Raw genomic sequence first — 21,330 nt, forward strand, 5'->3', positions numbered from 1 at the left:
ATTTATTTAGGTTATTTATATGCTATTGCCCAAACGATAAGGATGTTTCGATTTAGCTAAAAGCGCATAGTATCCTATCCCACCGCACCATTAATGATGCGCTAATAGTTTATTTCCAGTACCTTATCAAAACCAATGTATAATTATTATTTTATTAATGTGGTTTTAATATGACGTGATGGTATGATGTATTTGCTTTGCGAACAGTTCTAACGATTGAAATAATTTGAGGCTGGTGAGCATAGAGCAGAGGATTTGGCGTATGGCGCTAAGCGATTAACGGCAGTTATCCACCTGGGCATAATCTTATTCTGAACATTTGGGAGTTGAAGAATAAACAACTAACTAAAAAATAAACGATAACCTTTATCAAATGGCAATTTGCTTTAACAATTTAACAATCCTGCAATTCAACAATTGTCTCACCACAGTTAACCTCCTGAATGTAGTCGAAGGGTAAACAATTAACCAGTTAACCCAATCACTAATAACCCAATTCTAATCCTGTTTTAATGTAATTATCAGATTTTGTTCATAAAGCAGATCAGCAGATATAAGTGCAGATTAAAGCTTTACTTTTACGCCCAGCGGATTAATTCTTAGTAGAAACCGTAAACATTAGTTAAAGCAAAAGCCTTCCAGGATTGAAAGGCTTTTGCTTTTTTTATTATATATTATGTTATGCTAAAAACCTAAACCAAGTGTAAAACCCCTTACTGCTGTAGTAATAGTTGCCCCTGCTGTTGCCGCACCGCTGGTTAAGTTTACCGAGTATAATTTTTGTACTCCGCCAACGGTAAATATACCATAGGCAAGTCCGCTTGTACCGCCGATATCGAAACCACTGGTTGCTTCAACATTTGTGCCCAAAGGACCTACATCAACTAAAGTACCGTTATTTGGTGGATCTTGTTTATATAAACGGTCGCCTGTCGAATCGATATCAAATAATACAGTTGTTGTAGCACCTGCAAAGTTATTGGTGTAGGCCGCACCTGAAATCGATGCACTGGCTAACGAAATAGAGCCATCAACCGTTAATGCACCATCATTTGGGTTGATCCTGAAATTTTGTCCGGTATTTCCAACTATCCTGATACGATCAACAGTTGGGTTAAAATCTATACCAACCTGGCTTGCCGTTAATAACGTAGTTAATGGCCCGGTACCAACCATAGCAACTGCGCCTGATGATGCGTTTATAGTATATATTCTGCTGGTACTTCCAATTGCATATAATTGTCCATTTAAAGGACGCATATCTATACCTAAAATACTTTCTCAGGCCTGTATACCAGTAATCGCTTTAACCACAAGCGTCGGCATAGCTGCTGCTGGATTGAAGATCAACAATTCATTACTGTTCGATACTGCGTAGGCAACAGCTTCGGTCGGAATAGCCAGGCCGGTAATCTGCTGGTCTACATTACTGATTTTTGAAGCCTTGCCCGAATTTAAGTCAATTAAATACAGTCCCGATTTGCCACCAACTGTTAAAGCGGCTAATGCTGCGGTACCATCAGGATTTATATCGAAACCACCAGCATCTTCAACATCAAAACCAAGGCTTCCTACTTCAACTAATTTTCCATCATTTGGTGGGTCTTGTTTATGAAGCTTATCATTTGCTACATCGATATCAAAAAGTATTGTAGTGCTGGCTCCGGCTTTATTTTGTGTGTAAGCAGCAGATGAAACTTTGGCATTGCTAATTCCATTAATTATACCATCTGTTGCAGCTACTGTTCCTGTTTCAGGGTTTAAACGTAAATTTTGTCCTGATGAAGTTATTAAACGGATTCGGTCTACTGTAGGGTTAAAATCGAAAGCAACCGAAGTGCCGCTTAAGTTAGGGGTAAAGGGGGACGCAGAAATTGATCGGGCTGCTCCTGTTTTCTGATCAATTACATATAGGCGGCTGGTGCTTCCTAAGCCATATAACTGGCCTGTTGCCGGGCGGAAATCGATGCCTAAAATGGTTTCTCCGGTCTGTAACCCCGAAATGCTCACCTGCGAGGTTACAGCATTAGGATTTTTGGCATTAATCAAAAGTAATTTGCCATCTGCGGTAAGGGCATAAAAGTTAATATCAGGCCCAGGAGTAAGCGTTTCTTGTTCAGGACCATTATTGCGGTCTTTTTTGCAGGCAGAAAATAAAATAGGGGTCATAATAGCCAATAGGGCCACTATGATTAAGTGTTTAGTTTTAATCATGTTGTGAATGTTTAATTAAGAAAATTTAGTTGGAATTAAGCGTTTAAGCTTGCTTTGGGGGATATTTTAATGTTTGAAGGGGGCACTTAACAAGTCGGTAATCGCCAGAAAACAATTTGTTGTTTAAGGTGGCTATACTCAAAAAATTGATTTTTATTAAACCGTTGGAAATAAAATCTTCCAATTTAATTTTTTCTTCTGCCTGTTCATCATTTTCCTCCGTTTCGGATTTTTCGGATTTACTGCTGCTTTCTTTTACAGTTTCCTTTACAATTTTTGGTAAAGCTACGGCAGATACTGCTATTCTTCCCGCAAAAGCAATGAGGAGAATGAGTACGATTAGAAGTTTTTGATAAAGGGATGCCATTTGCCTGACCTGATTTTAAGAGGACTTAGCAACATATACGATAAAAAAAAATCCTTAGATTTTTTAAGAATAATATATTTTAATTATGAATGTTGTGATACGGAAAATGGACAAATTGTAGATTATATTGTATTAGAAAATTTCTACACAAACGATTGTTTTTAAGTGCAGGTTAATAATTTTTCTTAATTGCATGTATTAATCTTAGCCGTTTTTCTAAGATTTTGTGCAATCTTTGCAGTGATGTTAATTCATTGTTAACGTGCTGCTTTATGTAGATTATGGTTTATCAATCAATTATAAATTAAATTTCTCAATTATCTTATGCAAGCGGCAGGTAGAAATATAGAACCGGTTTTTTATTTGATTTATAATAGTGTAGAAAGCAATCCTTTTGATGCAGATATGTTAAAAACCTTACTCAATCAAAGCAGGGATTTTAACCGGAAAAATGATATTACCGGCATATTATTGTATGTAAAAGGCCAAAAAATTACGAAGAGCCGGGGACGGTTTATGCAATTGCTTGAAGGTGATGAGCGCACAGTACGTAAGCTTTATAACAAAATAACTAATGATAACCGGCACGAATCGGTAACCTTACTGCAAATTGGAAAATACAGTGAACATATTTTTGATGAATGGAGCATGGGCTTTGAAGATTCTGGGGATGATAGCTTTCAATCCATATCAGGGCATTTCAATTTAAATGATATTATTGAGCACTGCAACAAATCGGCACCTTCTGATGTTCCTTTGCAGTTTTTGCGGAGTTTTTATAACGGAATATAACCCGCTCTCCATCCAATCTTCCATTTTACATCATCCATTTTCCATCCAAACCAGCTTCCTCTTTTTTAAAACAAAAACAACCTGTTAACAGTTATTTTCGTATTACTGGTATAGCGTTTCGCAAAACATGTCTGTTTACATTGATAAATGTCTGTTTAATTGTTAAATGATGTCACGTTCTTTTTGTTTTTCTGTCAAAACTTGTAAATTGCCTAAGTAAAAAGCAACAAATTGTCAGTTATTCGAATCGAAGAAATCCTTACAATAAACCGACAAAATGATATTTTAAAAGGTAGTATCTGATTAAATTCCCTTTTAAAACCTATAAAACAGTTATTACGTAGATAGATATATATTTATAGGAACGATATTCAAACCGTATTTTTTGGGTTGGTGGATATGAATACTGCCTTTTATCCACCTATATGGCGCAATTGTTGATAAAATAAACAAAATGGTACAGTCGCTTTTTATAATTTATTTTATAGTTTAGGGACGTAGCTGTTAAGAAAGGTATTATGGAAGCAAAATTTTCACCACAGGTTAAAGATGTAATCTCTTTTAGTAGGGAGGAAGCGCTCCGCTTAGGGCACGATTACATCGGAACCGAGCATTTATTATTGGGCCTCATACGCGAAGGCGATGGTATGGCTATAAAAATTTTACGATCGTTAGGGGTTGATACCGGTAAATTGCGCCGCTCAATTGAAGATGCCGTTCGCGGTACTTCGAGTGTTACAGTAAACTTAGGCAATATTCCATTAACAAAACAGGCAGAAAAAGTTTTAAAAATCACTTATTTAGAAGCTAAAATATTTAAAAGCGATTTAATTGGCACCGAACATTTATTGTTATCGGTTTTGAGAGATGATGATAACATCGCCTCGCAGATCTTATTGCAGTATGGCGTTACTTATGATGTTTTTAAACAGGAGGTTGAAGTGAATAAAAATGGTTTTAGAGACGATATCTCAAACAGCGCTTCAACAGGAGGTGATGATGATTATCGCGAAGAAGAAAGCTTTAGTACACCAAAAAAGGTTTCGGATATTAAATCCAAAACCCCGGTTCTTGATAATTTCGGTCGCGACTTGACTAAAGCAGCAGAAGAGGGTCGTTTAGATCCGATTGTTGGCCGCGAAAAAGAAATCGAGCGTGTATCGCAGATTTTATCCCGCAGGAAAAAGAATAACCCGATTTTGATCGGTGAACCAGGTGTTGGTAAATCGGCAATTGCAGAAGGTTTGGCCTTGCGTATTGTACAACGTAAAGTTTCGCGTGTGCTTTTTGGCAAACGTGTGGTTACCCTCGATCTTGCATCGCTGGTAGCAGGTACAAAATACCGCGGTCAGTTCGAAGAACGTATGAAAGCCGTGATGAACGAGCTTGAAAAATCGACCGATGTAATTTTATTTATTGATGAGATCCACACCATTGTTGGTGCCGGTGGTGCATCAGGTTCGTTAGATGCATCTAACATGTTCAAACCTGCTTTGGCAAGGGGCGAAATTCAATGTATCGGTGCAACAACTTTAGATGAATACCGTCAATACATTGAAAAAGATGGTGCTTTAGATCGTCGTTTCCAAAAAGTAATGGTAGAACCTGCCACACCAGATGAAACTATCGAAATTTTAAGCCGTATTAAAGATAAATATGAGGAACACCACGGTGTAACTTATACCCAGGAAGCTATTGAAGCCTGCGTTACTTTAACGTCGCGCTACATTTCAGACCGTTTCTTGCCTGATAAAGCTATTGATGCTTTAGATGAGGCCGGTTCGCGTGTTCACCTTACCAATATTCACGTTCCGCAGAATATTATCGATATCGAAGCGAAGATCGAAGATATTAAGTTAGAGAAAAACAAGGTTGTACGTAGCCAGAAATACGAAGAAGCTGCAAAACTCCGCGATACAGAGAAAAATTTAATTGAAGAATTAGATAAAGCAAAAGCAGAGTGGGAAGCCGAAACCAAAACTAAACGTTACGAAGTATCAGAAGATAACGTAGCCGAAGTGGTTTCGATGATGACCGGAATCCCTGTTCAACGTGTTGGCCAAACAGATAGTGCGAAACTGTTGAACATGTACGATAAAGTGGCTGAGAAAATTATCGGTCAGGATGATGCGATCAAGAAATTGACCAAAGCTATCCAACGTACAAGAGCTGGATTAAAAGATCCTAAAAAACCAATCGGTTCATTTATTTTCTTAGGTCCAACCGGAGTAGGTAAAACTGAATTGGCAAAAGAACTGGCCCGTTTCATGTTCGACAGCGATGATTCGCTGATTCAGATTGATATGAGTGAGTACATGGAGAAATTTGCGGTATCACGTTTAGTGGGAGCGCCTCCGGGATATGTGGGTTACGAAGAAGGTGGACAGTTAACTGAGAAAGTTAGAAGAAAACCTTATGCCGTAATCTTATTGGATGAGATTGAAAAAGCCCATCCGGATGTATTCAATATCTTATTGCAGGTTTTAGATGAAGGACAGTTAACTGATAGTTTAGGCCGTAAAGTTGATTTTAGAAATACAATCATCATCATGACCTCTAACATTGGTGCCCGTCAGCTAAAAGATTTCGGACAGGGAGTTGGTTTTTCTACAACAGCAAAAACAAACCAGGCCGATTCTCACAGTCGTGGCGTAATCGAAAGTGCTTTGAAACGCGCTTTTGCCCCTGAGTTCTTAAACCGTGTAGATGATGTAGTTGTATTCAACAGCTTAGGTAAAGAAGAAATCTTCAGGATTATTGATATTGAATTAAAAGCTTTATTCGGTCGCGTTCATACCCTTGGTTACGATATCGCATTAACCGATAATGCTAAAGATTACATTGCTGATAAAGGTTTCGACAGTAATTTTGGAGCACGCCCGCTAAAAAGAGCAATCCAGAAATACCTTGAAGATCCGATTGCTGAAGAAATCCTTAAAGGTGAATTAACCGACGGGGATGTGCTGGAAATCGATTACGATAAAACTTCTGAACAAATTTTGATTGCACATAAAAAAGGCGAGAAGAAAAAAGAAGAACCAAAGCAAGAAGAAGATTCTTCAAAATAAAATTTAAAACTCCCGGTAAAAACCGGGAGTTTTTTTGTTTAAAACGGAATTTACAAACAAAATTTAGTTGTTTTCGGAATGCAAAAAAGATAGAGGGAAAATTATTTTTTTTATAAAAACCTCGTACCTTTCCTTAAAGAAACTATAAAATGAAGTTTATCGTCTTTCCACTAATGTGCATAGCGCTGTGCTGTGCGTTGTCCTGTAAAAAAGGATCTGATTCCAATAACCCGGAAACAAACACCAAAACATTTAAAATCGAAATTTCCACCGCGACCAATATCAACAATGATGCGTTGCTAAAACTGGTTAACGATACCCGTTTGGTTGGATGTAAATGCGGTACAGTTACCATGCCGCCCGTTGCCGCCCTTACATGGAATGTAAACTTAGGTGCTGCAGCAGTTTACCAGAGTAAATACATTGCTTCGGTAAAAAGTCTTGTACATACCTCTGCCAATGGAGAAACTGTAGGCGATCGCGTTACTGCAACCGGTTATACCTGGACTACCGTTGGCGAAAATTTAGCTTCAGGTCAAACTACCGAAGTACAGGTTTTTAATGAGTGGATTGCCAGTGAAAGCCATTGTAAAAACATTATGAATGCTTCTTTTAAAGAAATGGGAGCAGCCAAAACCTCAGATAACTACTGGGTGCAGGTTTTTGCTGCGAAATAATAATGTTAGGTTGGTCGGGATTTGAATCCCGACCTTCTTACGTCACCTCGACCGAAGCATAGCGGAGTGGAGAGGTCTAATCTTGCAGGAAAGCCCCTGAAACAAGTTCAGGGTGACGGCTGGATGGAATAATCTCCAGCTTGATAACTTTTTTACATCAACTCCTTTAAAGCCTGATAATACCGCTCATAAATTTTTGGTTCGGTATTTAAGAAAAGAAATGGTTCTATCAGTTCAAGCTCCATTAATAAAAACTCGCCGTTTACAAAAGTGCCATCCACCCTTGCATACAGACAGTTTTTAGCAAATAAATCGACATATTTTTGTGCTCTTGCAATTAAGTCCTGATCTGGCTTTTGTGGATGAACTGTTCCGCCATGTGCGGGTTGAACCCTAAAATCGCCAGCTTTTGCCTGTTTGATTAAGGAATGGCTATATACACCATTGAAGAAAATAAAAGACCACTCACCACTTTCCAGTATTTCGGGTAAAAATGGCTGGATAATAAAATCTTCCTCCTGAATCAGCTGGTTTAGCTTTTGGTTTACTTCTTCAACATTCTCTGTAGTTACTTTAAATGTGTTTTTTGCCCCACCACTAATGCAGGGTTTTACAATTAACTTATCGGTATTAAATTTTTTAAAGTAATCTTCAAGATTTACCTTTTCCTGTTTATTGATAAAGGCACTTGGAATAATTTTTAAGCCTGCAGTTTCAATTTCCTGAAGGTACTTTTTGTCTGAGTTCCACCTCACAACCTCTACAGGATTAAGTAATTTTACTTTTTTCTCTTCTAAAAGATTTAGCCATTGATAAAAATCTTTAATCAGGTCGAAATAATCCCAGGGTGATTTTAATATAGCAAGCGAATAATCTTCCCAATTAATGTTCTCATCATTCCAGATTACCTGTTCAATATTTAGTTCCTTTTCCTTTAAAAAAAACAGGAGTTTGTCGTCTTCGCTTTCAACTGTGGTGGTATCATAGGCACCTTTATCAAGGTAGGTAATCAATGCAATCTTCATGGCGTTAAAACTAAGTTTTATAGGGGTAGATTACAAATTGGTTTTTGAATTTTTAACCATGGATGTGGATTACAAATCCACAGCTCAAGGGCCCCAATTGCAAATCAGGACCAACGATGTTGAGATGGCCGTGATTATAAACCACGGCCGAGAGCGCCAGGGATTTTTCTCCCCGAATGTTAAAACAGACTCACCTGGTTGCTGGGTATTTTAAACAGTGTGTGGTCTAAAATAATATCTTTTACATTTAAGCCATTTAAACGGCAGTGGAGCCTGAAATTATCCCTGATCATTTGCGAAATATTTCCGTCACCACGCATACGGTCGCCAAAACGGCTGTCGTTAACATTGCCACCATGACAGCTCTGTATCGCATGCCAAACCTTATCAAAACGATCGGGAAAGTTTTTTCTGAGCCAGTCTTCAAAAATCTGCCCAATAGCCCCGTTCAAACGCACTACGGTATAACCTGCTTTAATGGCTCCGGCACCGGCGACGGCTTTTAAAATTTTTGGAATTTCATGATCGCTTAAACCTGGTACCAATGGCGCAACCATTACACCCATGGGTATTCCGTCTTTACTCAATTCTTCTACTATTTTTAAACGTTGTTTGGCCGTTGTTGTGCGGGGTTCCATCACCTGTCGGAGATCTTCATTCAGACTATTGATCGAAACATACACCATACAGAGATTTAGCTTGGCCATCTCCTGCAAAATATCCCGATCGCGGAGGATCAAAGCATTTTTAGTAATCATGCCGATTGGCTGTTTGTAGGCCAAAGCAATTTCAAGCAGCTGGCGGGTAAGTTTAAATTTTCTTTCGGCCGGTTGATAACAATCGGTATTGCCAGAGAGTGAAATCGTAGTGGCATCCCAGCCTTTTTTCTCCAGAAATTTTTTAAACAGGGCAGGGGCGTCTTTTTTGACGATGATTTTCCGTTCAAATTCAATCCCTGCGCTGTAGCCCCAGTATTGGTGCGAATTGCGTGCATAACAATAGGTACAGCCATGTTCGCAACCCTGATAGGGATTGAGTGAGTAAGCCATGCCCACATCCGGACTATCTACTTTATTGACAATGGTTTTTGAATTTTCGAAAATGAAAGAAGTTTTACGATCACTCTCTTCCCAGTCATCAATCCCTTCATTGTGTTCTTTAATGTAAACATCTTTTAAAAACTTATTATGCGGATTAACCTGAGCGCCCCGTCCTTTAAAATAATGTTTTTCTTCTTCGCCAATCATAAATTAAAATTACTAATATTTTTAGTAATTTTAAAGTGAGATCAATAGCTACTTTTCAACAATGGCTTTATTACTTTTTGGGAGTGGCACATAATCCATCGGCACCATATCAGCTACTTTTTCATAAGCCCAATAACCTTCGTAAAGCAGCGACCGGGAATCGTAAATGCCGCCATTCTCATAAAAACGTACACCCTCACCTGTTAAATTGGCAACAGAAATTTCGTTTTCGGGTACATCCAGTGGCCTGAAAATCCAGAAACCCGTTTTAGAGTAGGCAAGCGACTCTTTTTCTTTGGTGTATTGGATCAGCAAAGCATCCGTATAACTGAGGTATTTTAAATTCTGGTTGTAATAATGTACCAGCGTATCGGTAAGTACATCAGCCCTCGAAAATTTATCGATGGTTTTGGGCATCTCCTGTTGCTTGGTCCAAAAGGCCAGTAATGCAGTATCTATTTTTCCTTTCGTTTGCCTGATGCCTGTTTTTTCGGGTACGGCTTTAATCTTCTCTAAATTGGTATTGATTACGTACTGCGGATAACGGTTTGGATTGGGGATTTTGATCATTTTGTTAATGATGAAACCTTCTTCCTGTGCTTTGTTGGCATAAAGTGAACGGAAAAAATGTTGCGAAGAACCATAATAGGCGATTTCGCGTGCGGCGATATATTTTTTCTTTTTTGCTGCCGAAGCTTTAAGCTCTTCAAAAAACGGGTGACCAGAATAATAAATAATATGCGTACGCGAATTATACTCAAAATGATCGAGCATGTATTTAAGGCGGTAACCTAAAGCCTTATTCTCTACCACTAAAAATTCGGTGGTGGATACGGTTAAAGTACTTTTGGTGACGTCAAAATCTACATTTAAAACCTGTGGATTTAATATTTTGCACTGGGTGGCATTGGGTGTTTTGCCGATAAAAAATTCTTTAAACTGATTGATGTATTTCTGCCGGTTAGGATCGGCCCTGATCACTACTTCTTCCAGCTGGGCAACATTTTCTTTCAGCACCAGTTCTACCTGTACCGATTTATCCGAAATAATTACACTTTTAGAGTAGGGTAGATATCCCACCAGCTGAACAAGGATATCGTAGCTGCCGGGTTTTAGGTTTGATAATTTAAAGCGTCCGTCGTTATCAGCAACCGTAGCAATTTTATAACCACTTAAATAAATGCTTGCACCGGGTAATCCGTCTTTTTGATCCCGAACCAGGCCACTGATGGAGAAGGTGTTTTGAGCATCAACATTAGTACCCAAAATGATCAGCATAAGGGCTACTAAAAAGCTTTTAATCATAGAGACGAATGTAATTAAAAGGCTTAATATTTATTAAAGACGGAAAAGATTTTTAACAAATTTAACATTTTAAATTAGCCGTCATTTCGAGCGGAGTGCAACATAGAAGAGAAATCTACTCTAGTCGTAGCGTCTCGCTACGACATTCCATATTTTAAACGGATTTAGTCTGTTTTTTGCTCTGGTCTTAGCGAGACGCTAAGACCAGAGCGTTGTTCTTCGAAGCAAAGTCTGTTTATGCATTACTCAAAAACCCAAATAGTGTTATAATCCCTGCCACCTAAACCCGACCGCAGTGAAAAACCCACAGCCCGAAGCATGAGGGCGAGGATTTGTAACGAAGGGCGGGACTGTTTGAACCGAATAGCACTGTACCTGCTTTTCAAAAAAAGGAAAAAATCGAACCTGATAATTATCTATTGATATTTCTATTTTTTCCCCTCAACATCAACTGGCAACAAATAATCCATCGGTACACTATCGGCAATTTTTTCCCAGGCCCAATAACCTGAATAAATCATCGATCGTGGATTATAAATTGAACCATTTTGGTAAAAATATACCGGCGCAAGCTGTAAACTGATGGTCGAAATCTGATAATCGGGCATATCCAATGGCCTTGCAATTGATAAACCAATCCGATTGGCATAAGCCGGATCTTCGCGTTCCTTAGTATAAACCACATAAAGTTTATCGGTAAAGTTGATGCTTTTTATATTTTCGTTCTTTACATGTACCAGCGTATCCTGTGCAATAGGGGCGCGGCTTAAAATCGAGATTCCGTTTGGCAGGTTTTTCTTTCTTAACCAATAACTTAATGAATCGCCCACGGTAAGGGTTAAAGGCCTGGTTAAACCGGTTTGTGCCTTGGTTAACCGTTTAATATTGGCATTAATAATACTGTCGGAAGGTTTGTCGGGATTTTCTTTTGAAATCAGTTTGTTAATAATAAAACCTTCTTCGGTAGCACGCCGATTAAAAAGGGCTTTAAAAAAGTGTTGCGAAGAGCCTAGATAAGCTGTGATCCGCTTTTGCTCCCAAATTTTCTTTCTTCGTGCCGATCCTTTTAAATCTTCATAATAGGGAAAACCTTCATAATAAATAATCCTCGTTTTACCATCGTACTCAAAATTGTTCAGCAGGTATTTAATGCGATAACCAAGTGCCTTGTTCTCCACAATCAGGAACTGGGTAGTTTTGACGGTGAGTTTAGCGGTTTCTTTATCGTAGTCTACGATGAGAACGTTTGGATTGATGAGTTTACATTGCTCGGCGTTGGGTGTGGTACCGATAAAGAAATCTTTAAACATGTTGATGTAATGCTCCCTGTTTGGATCAGGTTTAATGGTAACCTCGGCCAGTTGGGTTATACTTTCGTCGAAAATCAGATCGAGTTTTACAGCTTTGTCAGAAACGACTACATTTTGATTCAGGGCCTTGTAGCCAATTAGCTGCACTAAAATATCGTAGTTACCCGGTTTTAAGGGTAGGGTATATTTGCCATCATTATCGGTAACAGTAGCAATTTTATAACCACTTATATAAACTCCGGCACCAGGCAAACCTTCGCCGCGTTTATCTTTAACCGTACCCGATAGGATATAACTTTGCTGGGCGAAAGAGGACCCGCCAATACATAATAAAATTAGAATGAATAAGGATTTCATGAAATAAATATAAACTAATTAGTTAGTTTATTCAAGATGCAAAAGAAATATTACTTAGTAGGGTTGTCAGATGTTACCATCTGACATGGTTTCAAATGATTTAGCGAGGCGCCAGGTTAATTTTAACCGTAAGATGGTAACATCTTACGGCACAAATATCATGGTCTGTGTCCTCACAGACCACCACTCAAGTAATTTTGTTGATTTTTAATTTAGAAATGGTATGTGGAGACAAAGACCATGGCGGTAGATGATTAAGCCAATAATTCTTTTGCATTTTCGATTGCAGATGCCCCCGGATTTTTCCCGCTCAACATTTCTGCAATTACGCCAATACGTTCTTCCTGTTTAAGTTTGCGGATTCCGGTAGTAGTTTTTCCTTTCTCTTCATTTTTATGTACAAAGTAGTGCGAAGTACCTTTGGCGGCAATTTGCGGTAGGTGTGTAATCGAAATTACCTGCATGTTTTTGCCAAGGTCGGCAATTACTTCTCCAACTTTTAAAGCTGTTTCGCCTGAAATACCAGTATCAATCTCATCAAAAATGATGGTTGGTAAGGAAGTATGTTTGGCCAGTAATGCTTTTATGGCCAGCATTAAACGCGACAACTCACCTCCTGATGCTACTTTGTTTACCGGGGCTGGCGCCTGACCGGCATTTGCGGTAAAAAGTAAACTGATTTCGTCCAGACCATCTTTATTCAGCTCTGATAAAGTTTTTTGATCCAAAACCAGTTTGGCATTTAACATACCTACTTTTTTAAGGGTGATACCGGTTTGCTCTTCAACAGTTTTAATGGCTTTTTTACGGTTTGCGCTTAACTGATCAGCCTGTTTATGCAGCTCTTTTTTCAGCTGGTCGATTGCTGCCTGAAGCTTTTCACTATGTTCATCAGAAGATAATAACTTATTCAGATTCTCTTCCAATTGCTTTTGAAGCGCCAGCAGTTCTGTGTTGTCGGCAACTCTGTGCTTTTGTTGCAGCGAATAAAACAGATCCAGCCTCTGGTTTACAATTTCGAGGCGGTCGGCACTGTGTAAAGTATTTTCTTCTATGGCCGAAACCTCATCGGTAATATCCTTAATTTCAATAATTGATGATCGCAAACGTTCGTACAGTACATTAATTGCCGGATCAAATTTTTCGATAGCCTGTAATTGTAACGAAGCTTCTTTTAAAATCTGAAGGGCAGAAGGTTCGCTCTCGTTAATTAACCCTGAAGCCGTAAGTAAAGCCCTTTTAATGGTTTCGGCATGGGTTAAACGCTCTAATTCCTGCTCCAGTTCTTCCTGTTCGCCCTCCTGCAATTTTGCCTGCTCGAGTTCGTTAAACAAAAATTGTTCGTAGTCTTGTTTGTTACGGGCTTCGCTGGCATCGGCGATTAGTTTTTTTAACAGGGAAGTATCCTGTTTCAGTTTTTTAAATCCGTTGCGGTAATTAAACAGGAGTGATTGATGATTGGCCAGTGAATCTACAATCAGTAATTGAAAATCGGCATCATTTATTTCCTGTGTAGCATGTTGCGAGTGGATATCGATCAGTTTTTCGCCAATCTGTTTCAAAATGGATAAGTTAACAGGCGTATCGTTAATAAACGACCTTGTTTTACCATCAATAGAAATTTCCCTGCGTAAGAGACTTTCATTCGAAAAATCGAGATCATTTTCTTCAAAAAGTTCTTTCAGGTTTTCATCTGCCAAAACAAAACTGCCTTCTATAACACATTTTTTATCCTGGTTAAAAAAGTATTTGCTTTCTGCCCGCTGACCGAGAATAAGCGATAATGCACCCAATATGATGGATTTACCGGCACCGGTTTCACCTGTAATAATATTTAAGCCTTTATCGAATTCGATATCCAGACTATCAATTAATGCGTAATTACGAATGGAAAGTTTTTGTAGCATGCTAAGCAAAAATATTAAAATTTATGTCAACAGTTTAATACAAAACAAAAACAGCGGAGAATAATCCCCGCTGTTCAATAATCTGTTTGGTTGTGTGCTGTTTTTATTTAATCGTAATGCTGAGGTTATTGTTATTCGCAACGGTAATTGGACTATCGGCTTTCACAAAACTTTTTACAGCAAGTTGATCTGCTTTTTTAAAATCTGCTTTTTTGTAAGTTACCACTGCATTTTCAATGTTCAGTGCTTTTGCAGGGCTGGTAAAGTTTTTATTATCGTAAATCATAATGGCAGGACTTACCTGTGTACCTTTATTTCCGCCTTCAACTTTTTCCTTTTTCTCTTTCTTTTCCAGCTTTTCTTTTAATTCTTTTACCTCGCTATCGAATTTTTCTTTAAGCTTTTTGTATTCTTCAGTCTGCCTTACTTTGCTGTTGCTATTATTATTATCGTTATAATAGAACACTGCGCCATCCGGAACTGTAAGCATATTTCTGTTGCCTTTAAACAATGAATCTGAATTTAATCTTGTTAATCCTGATAAGTTTACCATATCACCTGATTTTAATGCCTGCAATCTGATATTATCAATCTGCGCCCTAAATTCAGGCGTATTAAATCTGGCAGCCATTTCCTCGCCCATCTTTCTCCACTTTGCCTGTGCTTCCGGCGAGTTCATTTTTTTACTCATCTCTTCGGCCATTTTTTTCCATTTGGCTTGTGCTTCAGGCGAATTGTATTGTTTGGCTATATCTTCCCCAAATTTTTTCCATTTTGCCTGTGCTTCAGGTGAGTTGTATTGTTTGGCCATGTCTTCGCCCAATTTTTTCCATTTGGCCTGAGCTTCTGGTGAGTTGTATTGTTTGGCTACATCTTCACCAAATTTTCTCCATTTTGCCTGAGCTTCTGGTGAGTTAAATTCCTTATCGATTTTTGTACGGAAAAGTGAATCCTTAAACCTGTACCTAAAAGAACTGTCAAGATTGATGCGATATACACCTTTGCTTCCAAAAAGCTCGTCCCTGTAAAAATCTTTTCTAATGCTATCCGGCATTTCTTTTACCGAGTTGTATTCGGTTTTGTTCCCGTTTGCATCAATGGTAACGATTTTGATTTTACGCTTTTTAGTAGTATCGGTACATATCAGGTGTTTTGTATCGTTGTTCGAAACAAGTTGTACACTCAATATTTCCTGTTTATGTAGTTTTTTGGTCTCTTTTTTCTTTTCTGTCGGATTGATCCAGGCGATAGAAAACAAGCAGGCTACACCCAATGTAAGGGCTGCCATTTGTTGTTTGGCATTTAAATAATTCGTTTTCATGTTGGTTATTCTTTTTATGCGTTGATATAAATTTTGGGTCTTGCCTGTAGCCGCAAGTGCATAAGCCGGACTGTTTTTATCTTTTAAAAGTTCGAGTTTAAGCAGGGCATGGGCATAGTTTAATGGCTTTCCGGTAATTTTCAGAACCAGGTCATCGCAGGCATGTTCTCGCTCAATGTGTATAAACCTACCGGCCATCCATACAAAAGGATTATAGAATAATAGCGTTTCGATTGCGGTTTTAATCAGGTTTAACAAAAAATCGTTTCTTCTGATGTGCGATAGCTCGTGGATTAGAATTGCTTCTACCTGATCGTTATCCAATTGGTTTACCAAAGCCAGCGGAAACAATACCACAGGTTTTAAATAACCGATAACCAGGGGTACATTTACAATAGAAGATAAGTGGAACTTAATTGTTTTATTGATTTTAAGTTGCGTGGTTACCTGTTCGAAAATGGCTTTCCAGCTGTCAGGAATAACACTTAAACTTTCTTTTTTCAATTTCGAAAGCTGTCCGTAGCCTTTTACAATCACAAATAATTGCAACAGGATACCAATAATATAAAATACTACAACAATAGGAAAATACTGTTCTGCCCTGCTGCTGAAACTTGGGGGAAGGTTATTGAAATATTGATAAACCTGTATGTTTTGTGGATTAATGGCGGCAGCCTGGCTACTCAGGCTATGCATTAAATGGTTGATGAAATTATAGGCGAAACCGGCAAACATTAAAATAATTGCACCGAAAGCAAGATTGTGCTTGTATTTTGCTGCCAATTTGGGTAAACTTAGCATGATGATGAACAGGATGCCATAAATAATTGCACTTTGCCAAAGCGAGTTTAAAATGCTCCATCCAAATGCTTTAATGAACTGTTGTAATAAAGTTTCCATAACGGTGATTTTAATTTTTTATACCGGATAAACCGAAAATGTTACTGTTTGATTAGGGATCTAAACCCTACACCTTTCAACCTTACACCTAACCTTATTTAAGGCTATCTAAATATTTTTTTATTTCATCAATCTCATCCGCACTCGCACTGTGGTTACCCAAAGCCTGCATCACCAATCTTGCCGCCGAACCATTAAATACATTATCGATCATTTTGGTTACCAGTTGCTTTTCAGTTTTATCCTGACTTACCAATGCTTTATAAATATGTGTTTTTTGGTTGGTATCCCTTTCTACCATGCCTTTTTCATGCAAAATCTGCATCAGTTTTAAAGTGGTGGTATAACCCGAGTCTTTTTTATTCAAAGCCTCGTGCACTTCCCTTACCGTTGCATTGCCTTTTTGCCATAGCACCTGAAGGATTTCCATTTCACCTTCTGTAGGTTTGATGTTCTGATTACTCATATGTTACATGTTGTACGAATTATTTCGTAATCAAATGTACGAAGATATTCGTAATATCAAAATATTTTAACAGATTTTTAACTTTTGTGTTTGGGTTAACTGTACAATAAACTGGTTAACTGTATAAACTGGTTAATTGATTAACTGTAGGATAAGACGCAGGAGTAGGGGAAATGTTGCATCTAAAAAAGGGTTAACTGTATAAATCGGTTAATTGGTTAACTGTGGTGTAGCATGTGGGAAAAGAGAGAATGTTATATTTGAAAGGAGTTTACCGTATAAACTGGCTAATCAGTTAACTGATATAGGTGCGGACGGGAGGGAGTGTAGCACAGCTATTAAGCTTTAGAAAGGAAAACCGACCTATGAAAAACTGACTTAGGTTGTTAAACCTGATTGCCGTGGATACCGGCCTGTTAGTAAGGTCTGCAGGCGCCCGCCTGAATATATCGGGTAGGTATGAACAAAAACAGGACTGGCTTTTAATTGAAATACTGTTGCTGTTTTTCTGAAAAATAGCTATAAGTAAATCAGTCAATATAACAAATATGCTGGTTTAGCGTTTGGCGTTTGGCGTATCGCGGGTCGATTAACCGATTTAAACAATTAACCGGTTAACCAACAAACAACTAATTTTTCTTCAGTCCTTCGTACTTGCCAATATTCGCTGGGTCGATTTCTGCCAGCATATTATAGGCTTTCATGCGTTCCTGCCCGTTTAATTTAGAGAGTACGTTGGTTATTTCTTCTGCCTTTGATGCAAAATAAACATTCGGGAAAATGGAGCCCAGTTTCTGTTTATCCATCTGCGCCAGGGCGGGTAAGGCAGCCACAATTTGTGTTAAACCCTTATCGTTATCCGTAAGCTGATCTAAGCCACTTAAATGATAGCTATAAATAAATGTACGCAGCTCGCTGAAAATCGGGTTCAGCACGTTTTCATTAAACCAGAACCGGTTCCGCAAGCCGTCGGCCGCTTTCCAGCCCGTATTACCTGAAGCTTGTGCCAGATTAATGATGTTCTGTGCTTTTTTATAAAAAGGTGTGCCGCCCATTTTGCTAAAACTGTCTTTATCCATACCGATAATGGTATAGGCATAATAGGAGAGGAGGGCACTGATGTTCGAAATATAATTCTGGTCAGAAAAATCGATTGTTGAGCCATCAAGGTAGCTGAAATCGAAATTCTTATCACTCATGTTTAAGAGCGTGCTGTTATAAGAACTGTTAAAAACAGGTCGGCTGCTCTGGATTTGTGCTTCGGCCGTATAGCCCGAACCACCATCCCAGGAGTTAATGGTAATCACAAAACTACACTCAATGCGTTCCTGTGGTTTATAACTTTCGTTACTGAATTTATTGTTGTTTAAAAAATCGCGGATGGTTTTTTGAAGTGCCTCTATTGTTGGTTTACTGATGTTCGAAACCTGTGGCGCGAGTAAAGTTACCCTTGCATTTAACTCCTGCGCCTGTAATTTCCCGAAACCAAGCAATAACAATATCCAAAAAATCTTTTTTATCATTTCTCAATTTTTAAAATGGCAGCACAAATATCTTTAGCTACATCGGTTTTCGATTTCATCTCGAATACCGTACGTTCTAAAGCTTTGTTAAAAATAGTAATTTTATTGGTATCTGATTTAAAACCTGCACCCTTATCATTTAAAGAATTTAAAACAACCAGATCGAGGTTCTTCTTCTCCAGTTTGCCTTTGGCATAGTTCTCTTCATCATTGGTTTCTAAGGCGAAACCCACCAGAATCTGGTTTGCTTTTTTCGCTTTCCCTAATGAGGCCAGGATATCGGTTGTTTTTTCAAGCTCCAGTACCAGGTCGCTGTCTTGCTTTTTGATTTTTTGTGTGGCAACCTGTTTCGGGCGATAATCAGCCACAGCAGCACACATTACCGTAATATCAGTTGTTGGGAAAACCGACGAACAGGCATCGAACATTTCTTGGGCACTTACTACATCAATTCTTTTTAAACTTTGTGCGGCTTTCTGAGCCGTAGGTCCTGCAATTAAAGTAACATCCGCACCGAGTTTTGCCAGTTCATCTGCAATAGCAAAACCCATTTTGCCCGAAGAATGGTTCCCGATAAAACGTACCGGATCAATCGCCTCGTAAGTAGGACCTGCAGTAACCATCACCTTTTTACCAAGAAGAGGCGATGCTGTTTTAATCGCATTAGCCAGAAAAGAAACAATTTCTTCAGGTTCGGCCATGCGGCCTTCGCCCCAAAGTCCGCTCGCCAGTTCGCCGTTTGCAGGGGCAATAACTGTATTGCCGTAACTAATGATGCGTTCAATATTATTTTGGGTAGTTTCGTGTTTCCACATATCCAGGTCCATTGCAGGCGCAACGTAAACCGGGCATTTGGCCGAAAGGTAAATCGCAGTTAATAAATTATCGCATATTCCGGTAGCAAGTTTGGCCAGGGTATTGGCGCTTATCGGGGCGATGATTATCAGATCAGCCCATAGGCCCAGTTCAACATGATTGCTCCACACGCCCGTTTCTTCTTCGAAGTACTGGGTGTAAACCGGGTTTTTAGAAAGCGTAGCAAGGGTAAGTGGTGTAATAAAATTAGCACCATCAGGGGTAAGAATAACCTTTACGTTTGCACCAGCTTTAACGAGCAGCCTGACCAAAAATGCCGACTTATATGCCGCGATGCTACCGCAAACGCCAAGGATTATATTTTTATTTTTTAGCATAATGCGCAGAGTACATAAGGCATGGAGCATAGAGCGTAGTGCTAAACGCTTTGCCCTAAACGCTATGCGCTACGCCGATTACTTTTGTTCTTTAGCAGGATTTCTGTGGTACACTTTACCATTCAAAAATTCATCCATAGCAACCAAAACAGGCTTCGGCATACGCTCGTAGTGCTTGCTGATTTCGATCTGCTCACGGTTTTCGAAAATTTCTTCCAAATTATCGTTGCTCGAAGCAAATTCTGCCAATTTACCGTGTAACTCCTCTTTAACGTTGTTCGAAATCTGATTTGCCCTTTTAGCAATTACCACTAATGATTCGTAAAGGTTATCAGTAGTTCTATCTAAATCGTGTACGTTTCTGGTTACTGTAGTATTTGGTACAGCAGGTTTGTTAGTATTCATCTATTACTTGTTTTTAATATTCGTATTATCGGCATTTGTTGGTTTGGCAGAAACAGTATCCTTTAATTTACCTGTTCTGATTAACATTTGCTTGTATTTTTCCTGATCGGCAGCATATAATGCCAGTTCTTGTTTGGTAAGTACAATACCCGCTTCAACATCAGTTTTAAGGCCTTTTGCCTCTTTAGTCCATTTGCTGTCAGGATGGTTTTCCGTAAACTCTGTATATAAAGCAAGTGCTTCATTATAACGGTCTTCCTGACGGATGATATAACTGTTTTTTGCGTATAAATATTGCGCTTTAATCATCAGGAAATCCATTTCTTCAGCATATTTAATGTCTGGGAAATCTCTCTGGGCATTTTTTAAAGCAATAACGGCAGCCCTGTAGTTATCTACGTTACTTGGGCCGGTAGTTAAATACATTTTTGCATTTTCAAAAGCTTTATCCTCTAACTTGCCCCGTAAAGTAGCAATGTATTTACCTGCAGCTGCAGCACGATCGCTGGTAGGGTATAAGTTGATGAACAATTGTAACGCATCAATAGCTTTATAGGTATTTTCCTGATCTAAAGAGAAACTTGGCGATTCCAAATAGTAACAGTAAGCGCCCATATACCTGGCTTCCTCAGCATTTTTACTTGCCGGGTAAGTATCTGCAAAACTTTTAAACTGGTACCTGGCCGTAGTATAATCACTTAATCTGTATAGTGTATAAGCATAATAATAGTTCAGATCCTCAGCTTCTGCACGGCCACGGTATTTTTGAGATAGATCCTCAAAAAGCACCAGTGCTTTACTGTAATCGCGTTTATTATACAAACGAAGTGCCTCCTGGTACTTTTTTGCAACATCGTTACTCGCTCTCAATTTCTCGAAACGACTTTTACAACCCGCAATACCCAGAGCGGCAACAAATACTAAAATAATTAAGTGTTTAACTTTAAACATTCTGCAAAGATAATTAATAATACGATAACATCAATAAAAACAATTCGCCGCTAAGCTATGCAAAGCAATTCAGTACAATATAACAGTTAACAAATTTTAACATATATATAAGGATAGGTATTTCTATACTATATAGGTGTGCACCTGCTATCCGCTGCAAAGCTTCATAACAGTCAAGAGATTTTAACCTATATAAGGATGGACGTTTCTAAATTAGGTAGTGTTTTTCTTTTTTTAGCAAAGCAAGTTCCGTGCTACTATATAGGTGTGTTCCTGCTATCCGCTTCAAAGCCTTGGCTCGT

General features: G+C 38.6%; 17 protein-coding genes. 3 read left to right on the top strand and 14 right to left on the bottom strand.

Annotated features, from left to right (window positions below; translation table 11 throughout):
- Window positions 1–684: 684 nt before the first annotated feature.
- The 3 genes from DRW42_RS29135 to DRW42_RS26680 are packed head-to-tail and all read right to left on the bottom strand — an operon-like array spanning window position 685 to window position 2,581.
- Complete coding sequence (locus DRW42_RS29135) at window positions 685–1,275, bottom strand: DUF4394 domain-containing protein (RefSeq protein WP_341866243.1); 591 nt, start codon at window positions 1,273–1,275, stop codon at window positions 685–687.
- Between the two features lie 6 nt (window positions 1,276–1,281).
- A complete protein-coding gene (locus tag DRW42_RS29140; protein WP_208643656.1) occupies window positions 1,282–2,214 on the bottom strand; it encodes a DUF4394 domain-containing protein in 933 nt (310 codons plus the stop codon).
- Between the two features lie 43 nt (window positions 2,215–2,257).
- Window positions 2,258–2,581 carry a hypothetical protein gene (locus DRW42_RS26680; protein WP_113951909.1) on the bottom strand — a complete coding sequence of 108 codons (324 nt, stop codon included), beginning with the start codon at window positions 2,579–2,581 and terminating at the stop codon, window positions 2,258–2,260.
- A gap of 324 nt (window positions 2,582–2,905) precedes the next feature.
- Between DRW42_RS26680 and DRW42_RS26685 the strand changes: the two genes are divergently transcribed.
- The 3 genes from DRW42_RS26685 (at window position 2,906) to DRW42_RS26695 (ending at window position 7,118) form a co-directional block, all read left to right on the top strand.
- Window positions 2,906–3,373, top strand: coding sequence for a BLUF domain-containing protein (locus DRW42_RS26685; protein ID WP_113951910.1), 468 nt, complete (start codon window positions 2,906–2,908; stop codon window positions 3,371–3,373).
- Window positions 3,374–3,891: 518 nt separating this feature from the next.
- Window positions 3,892–6,441 (top strand): ATP-dependent Clp protease ATP-binding subunit, encoded by a 2,550-nt coding sequence (locus tag DRW42_RS26690; RefSeq protein ID WP_113951911.1) that lies wholly within the window; start codon window positions 3,892–3,894, stop codon window positions 6,439–6,441.
- 149 nt (window positions 6,442–6,590) lie between these two features.
- Window positions 6,591–7,118 carry a CAP domain-containing protein gene (locus DRW42_RS26695; protein WP_113951912.1) on the top strand — a complete coding sequence of 176 codons (528 nt, stop codon included), beginning with the start codon at window positions 6,591–6,593 and terminating at the stop codon, window positions 7,116–7,118.
- 152 nt (window positions 7,119–7,270) lie between these two features.
- Here DRW42_RS26695 and DRW42_RS26700 read toward each other — a convergent pair whose 3' ends face one another.
- The 11 genes from DRW42_RS26700 to DRW42_RS26755 form a co-directional block, all read right to left on the bottom strand.
- Window positions 7,271–8,143 carry an ATP-grasp domain-containing protein gene (locus tag DRW42_RS26700; RefSeq protein WP_113951913.1) on the bottom strand — a complete coding sequence of 291 codons (873 nt, stop codon included), beginning with the start codon at window positions 8,141–8,143 and terminating at the stop codon, window positions 7,271–7,273.
- A 179-nt stretch (window positions 8,144–8,322) separates the two neighbouring features.
- Complete coding sequence (locus tag DRW42_RS26710) at window positions 8,323–9,390, bottom strand: PA0069 family radical SAM protein (protein WP_113951915.1); 1,068 nt, start codon at window positions 9,388–9,390, stop codon at window positions 8,323–8,325.
- A 48-nt stretch (window positions 9,391–9,438) separates the two neighbouring features.
- On the bottom strand, window positions 9,439–10,695 hold the full coding sequence (locus tag DRW42_RS26715) for a carboxypeptidase-like regulatory domain-containing protein (protein WP_113951916.1): 1,257 nt from the start codon (window positions 10,693–10,695) through the stop codon (window positions 9,439–9,441).
- Between the two features lie 428 nt (window positions 10,696–11,123).
- A complete protein-coding gene (locus tag DRW42_RS26720; RefSeq protein WP_113951917.1) occupies window positions 11,124–12,362 on the bottom strand; it encodes a carboxypeptidase-like regulatory domain-containing protein in 1,239 nt (412 codons plus the stop codon).
- A gap of 254 nt (window positions 12,363–12,616) precedes the next feature.
- Window positions 12,617–14,269, bottom strand: coding sequence for a DNA repair protein RecN (gene recN / locus DRW42_RS26725; protein WP_113951918.1), 1,653 nt, complete (start codon window positions 14,267–14,269; stop codon window positions 12,617–12,619).
- A 103-nt stretch (window positions 14,270–14,372) separates the two neighbouring features.
- Window positions 14,373–16,490, bottom strand: a complete 2,118-nt coding sequence (locus tag DRW42_RS26730) for a M56 family metallopeptidase (protein ID WP_113951919.1) — start codon at window positions 16,488–16,490, stop codon at window positions 14,373–14,375.
- A 94-nt stretch (window positions 16,491–16,584) separates the two neighbouring features.
- Window positions 16,585–16,956, bottom strand: coding sequence for a BlaI/MecI/CopY family transcriptional regulator (locus DRW42_RS26735; protein ID WP_113951920.1), 372 nt, complete (start codon window positions 16,954–16,956; stop codon window positions 16,585–16,587).
- Between the two features lie 629 nt (window positions 16,957–17,585).
- On the bottom strand, window positions 17,586–18,479 hold the full coding sequence (porD, locus tag DRW42_RS26740) for a type IX secretion system protein PorD (RefSeq protein WP_113951921.1): 894 nt from the start codon (window positions 18,477–18,479) through the stop codon (window positions 17,586–17,588).
- Window positions 18,476–19,672 carry a bifunctional phosphopantothenoylcysteine decarboxylase/phosphopantothenate--cysteine ligase CoaBC gene (gene coaBC, locus DRW42_RS26745; protein ID WP_208643657.1) on the bottom strand — a complete coding sequence of 399 codons (1,197 nt, stop codon included), beginning with the start codon at window positions 19,670–19,672 and terminating at the stop codon, window positions 18,476–18,478. Before coaBC ends, porD begins: the two co-directional genes overlap by 4 nt.
- 78 nt (window positions 19,673–19,750) lie before the next feature.
- Window positions 19,751–20,077 (bottom strand): DNA-directed RNA polymerase subunit omega, encoded by a 327-nt coding sequence (locus DRW42_RS26750; protein WP_047798485.1) that lies wholly within the window; start codon window positions 20,075–20,077, stop codon window positions 19,751–19,753.
- A gap of 3 nt (window positions 20,078–20,080) precedes the next feature.
- On the bottom strand, window positions 20,081–21,028 hold the full coding sequence (locus DRW42_RS26755; RefSeq protein WP_113951922.1) for an outer membrane protein assembly factor BamD: 948 nt from the start codon (window positions 21,026–21,028) through the stop codon (window positions 20,081–20,083).
- Window positions 21,029–21,330 lie beyond the last annotated feature (302 nt).

It is taken from the genome of Pedobacter miscanthi, from assembly GCF_003315595.1.
In the GTDB taxonomy this organism is placed as follows: Bacteria; Bacteroidota; Bacteroidia; order Sphingobacteriales; family Sphingobacteriaceae; genus Pedobacter; species Pedobacter miscanthi.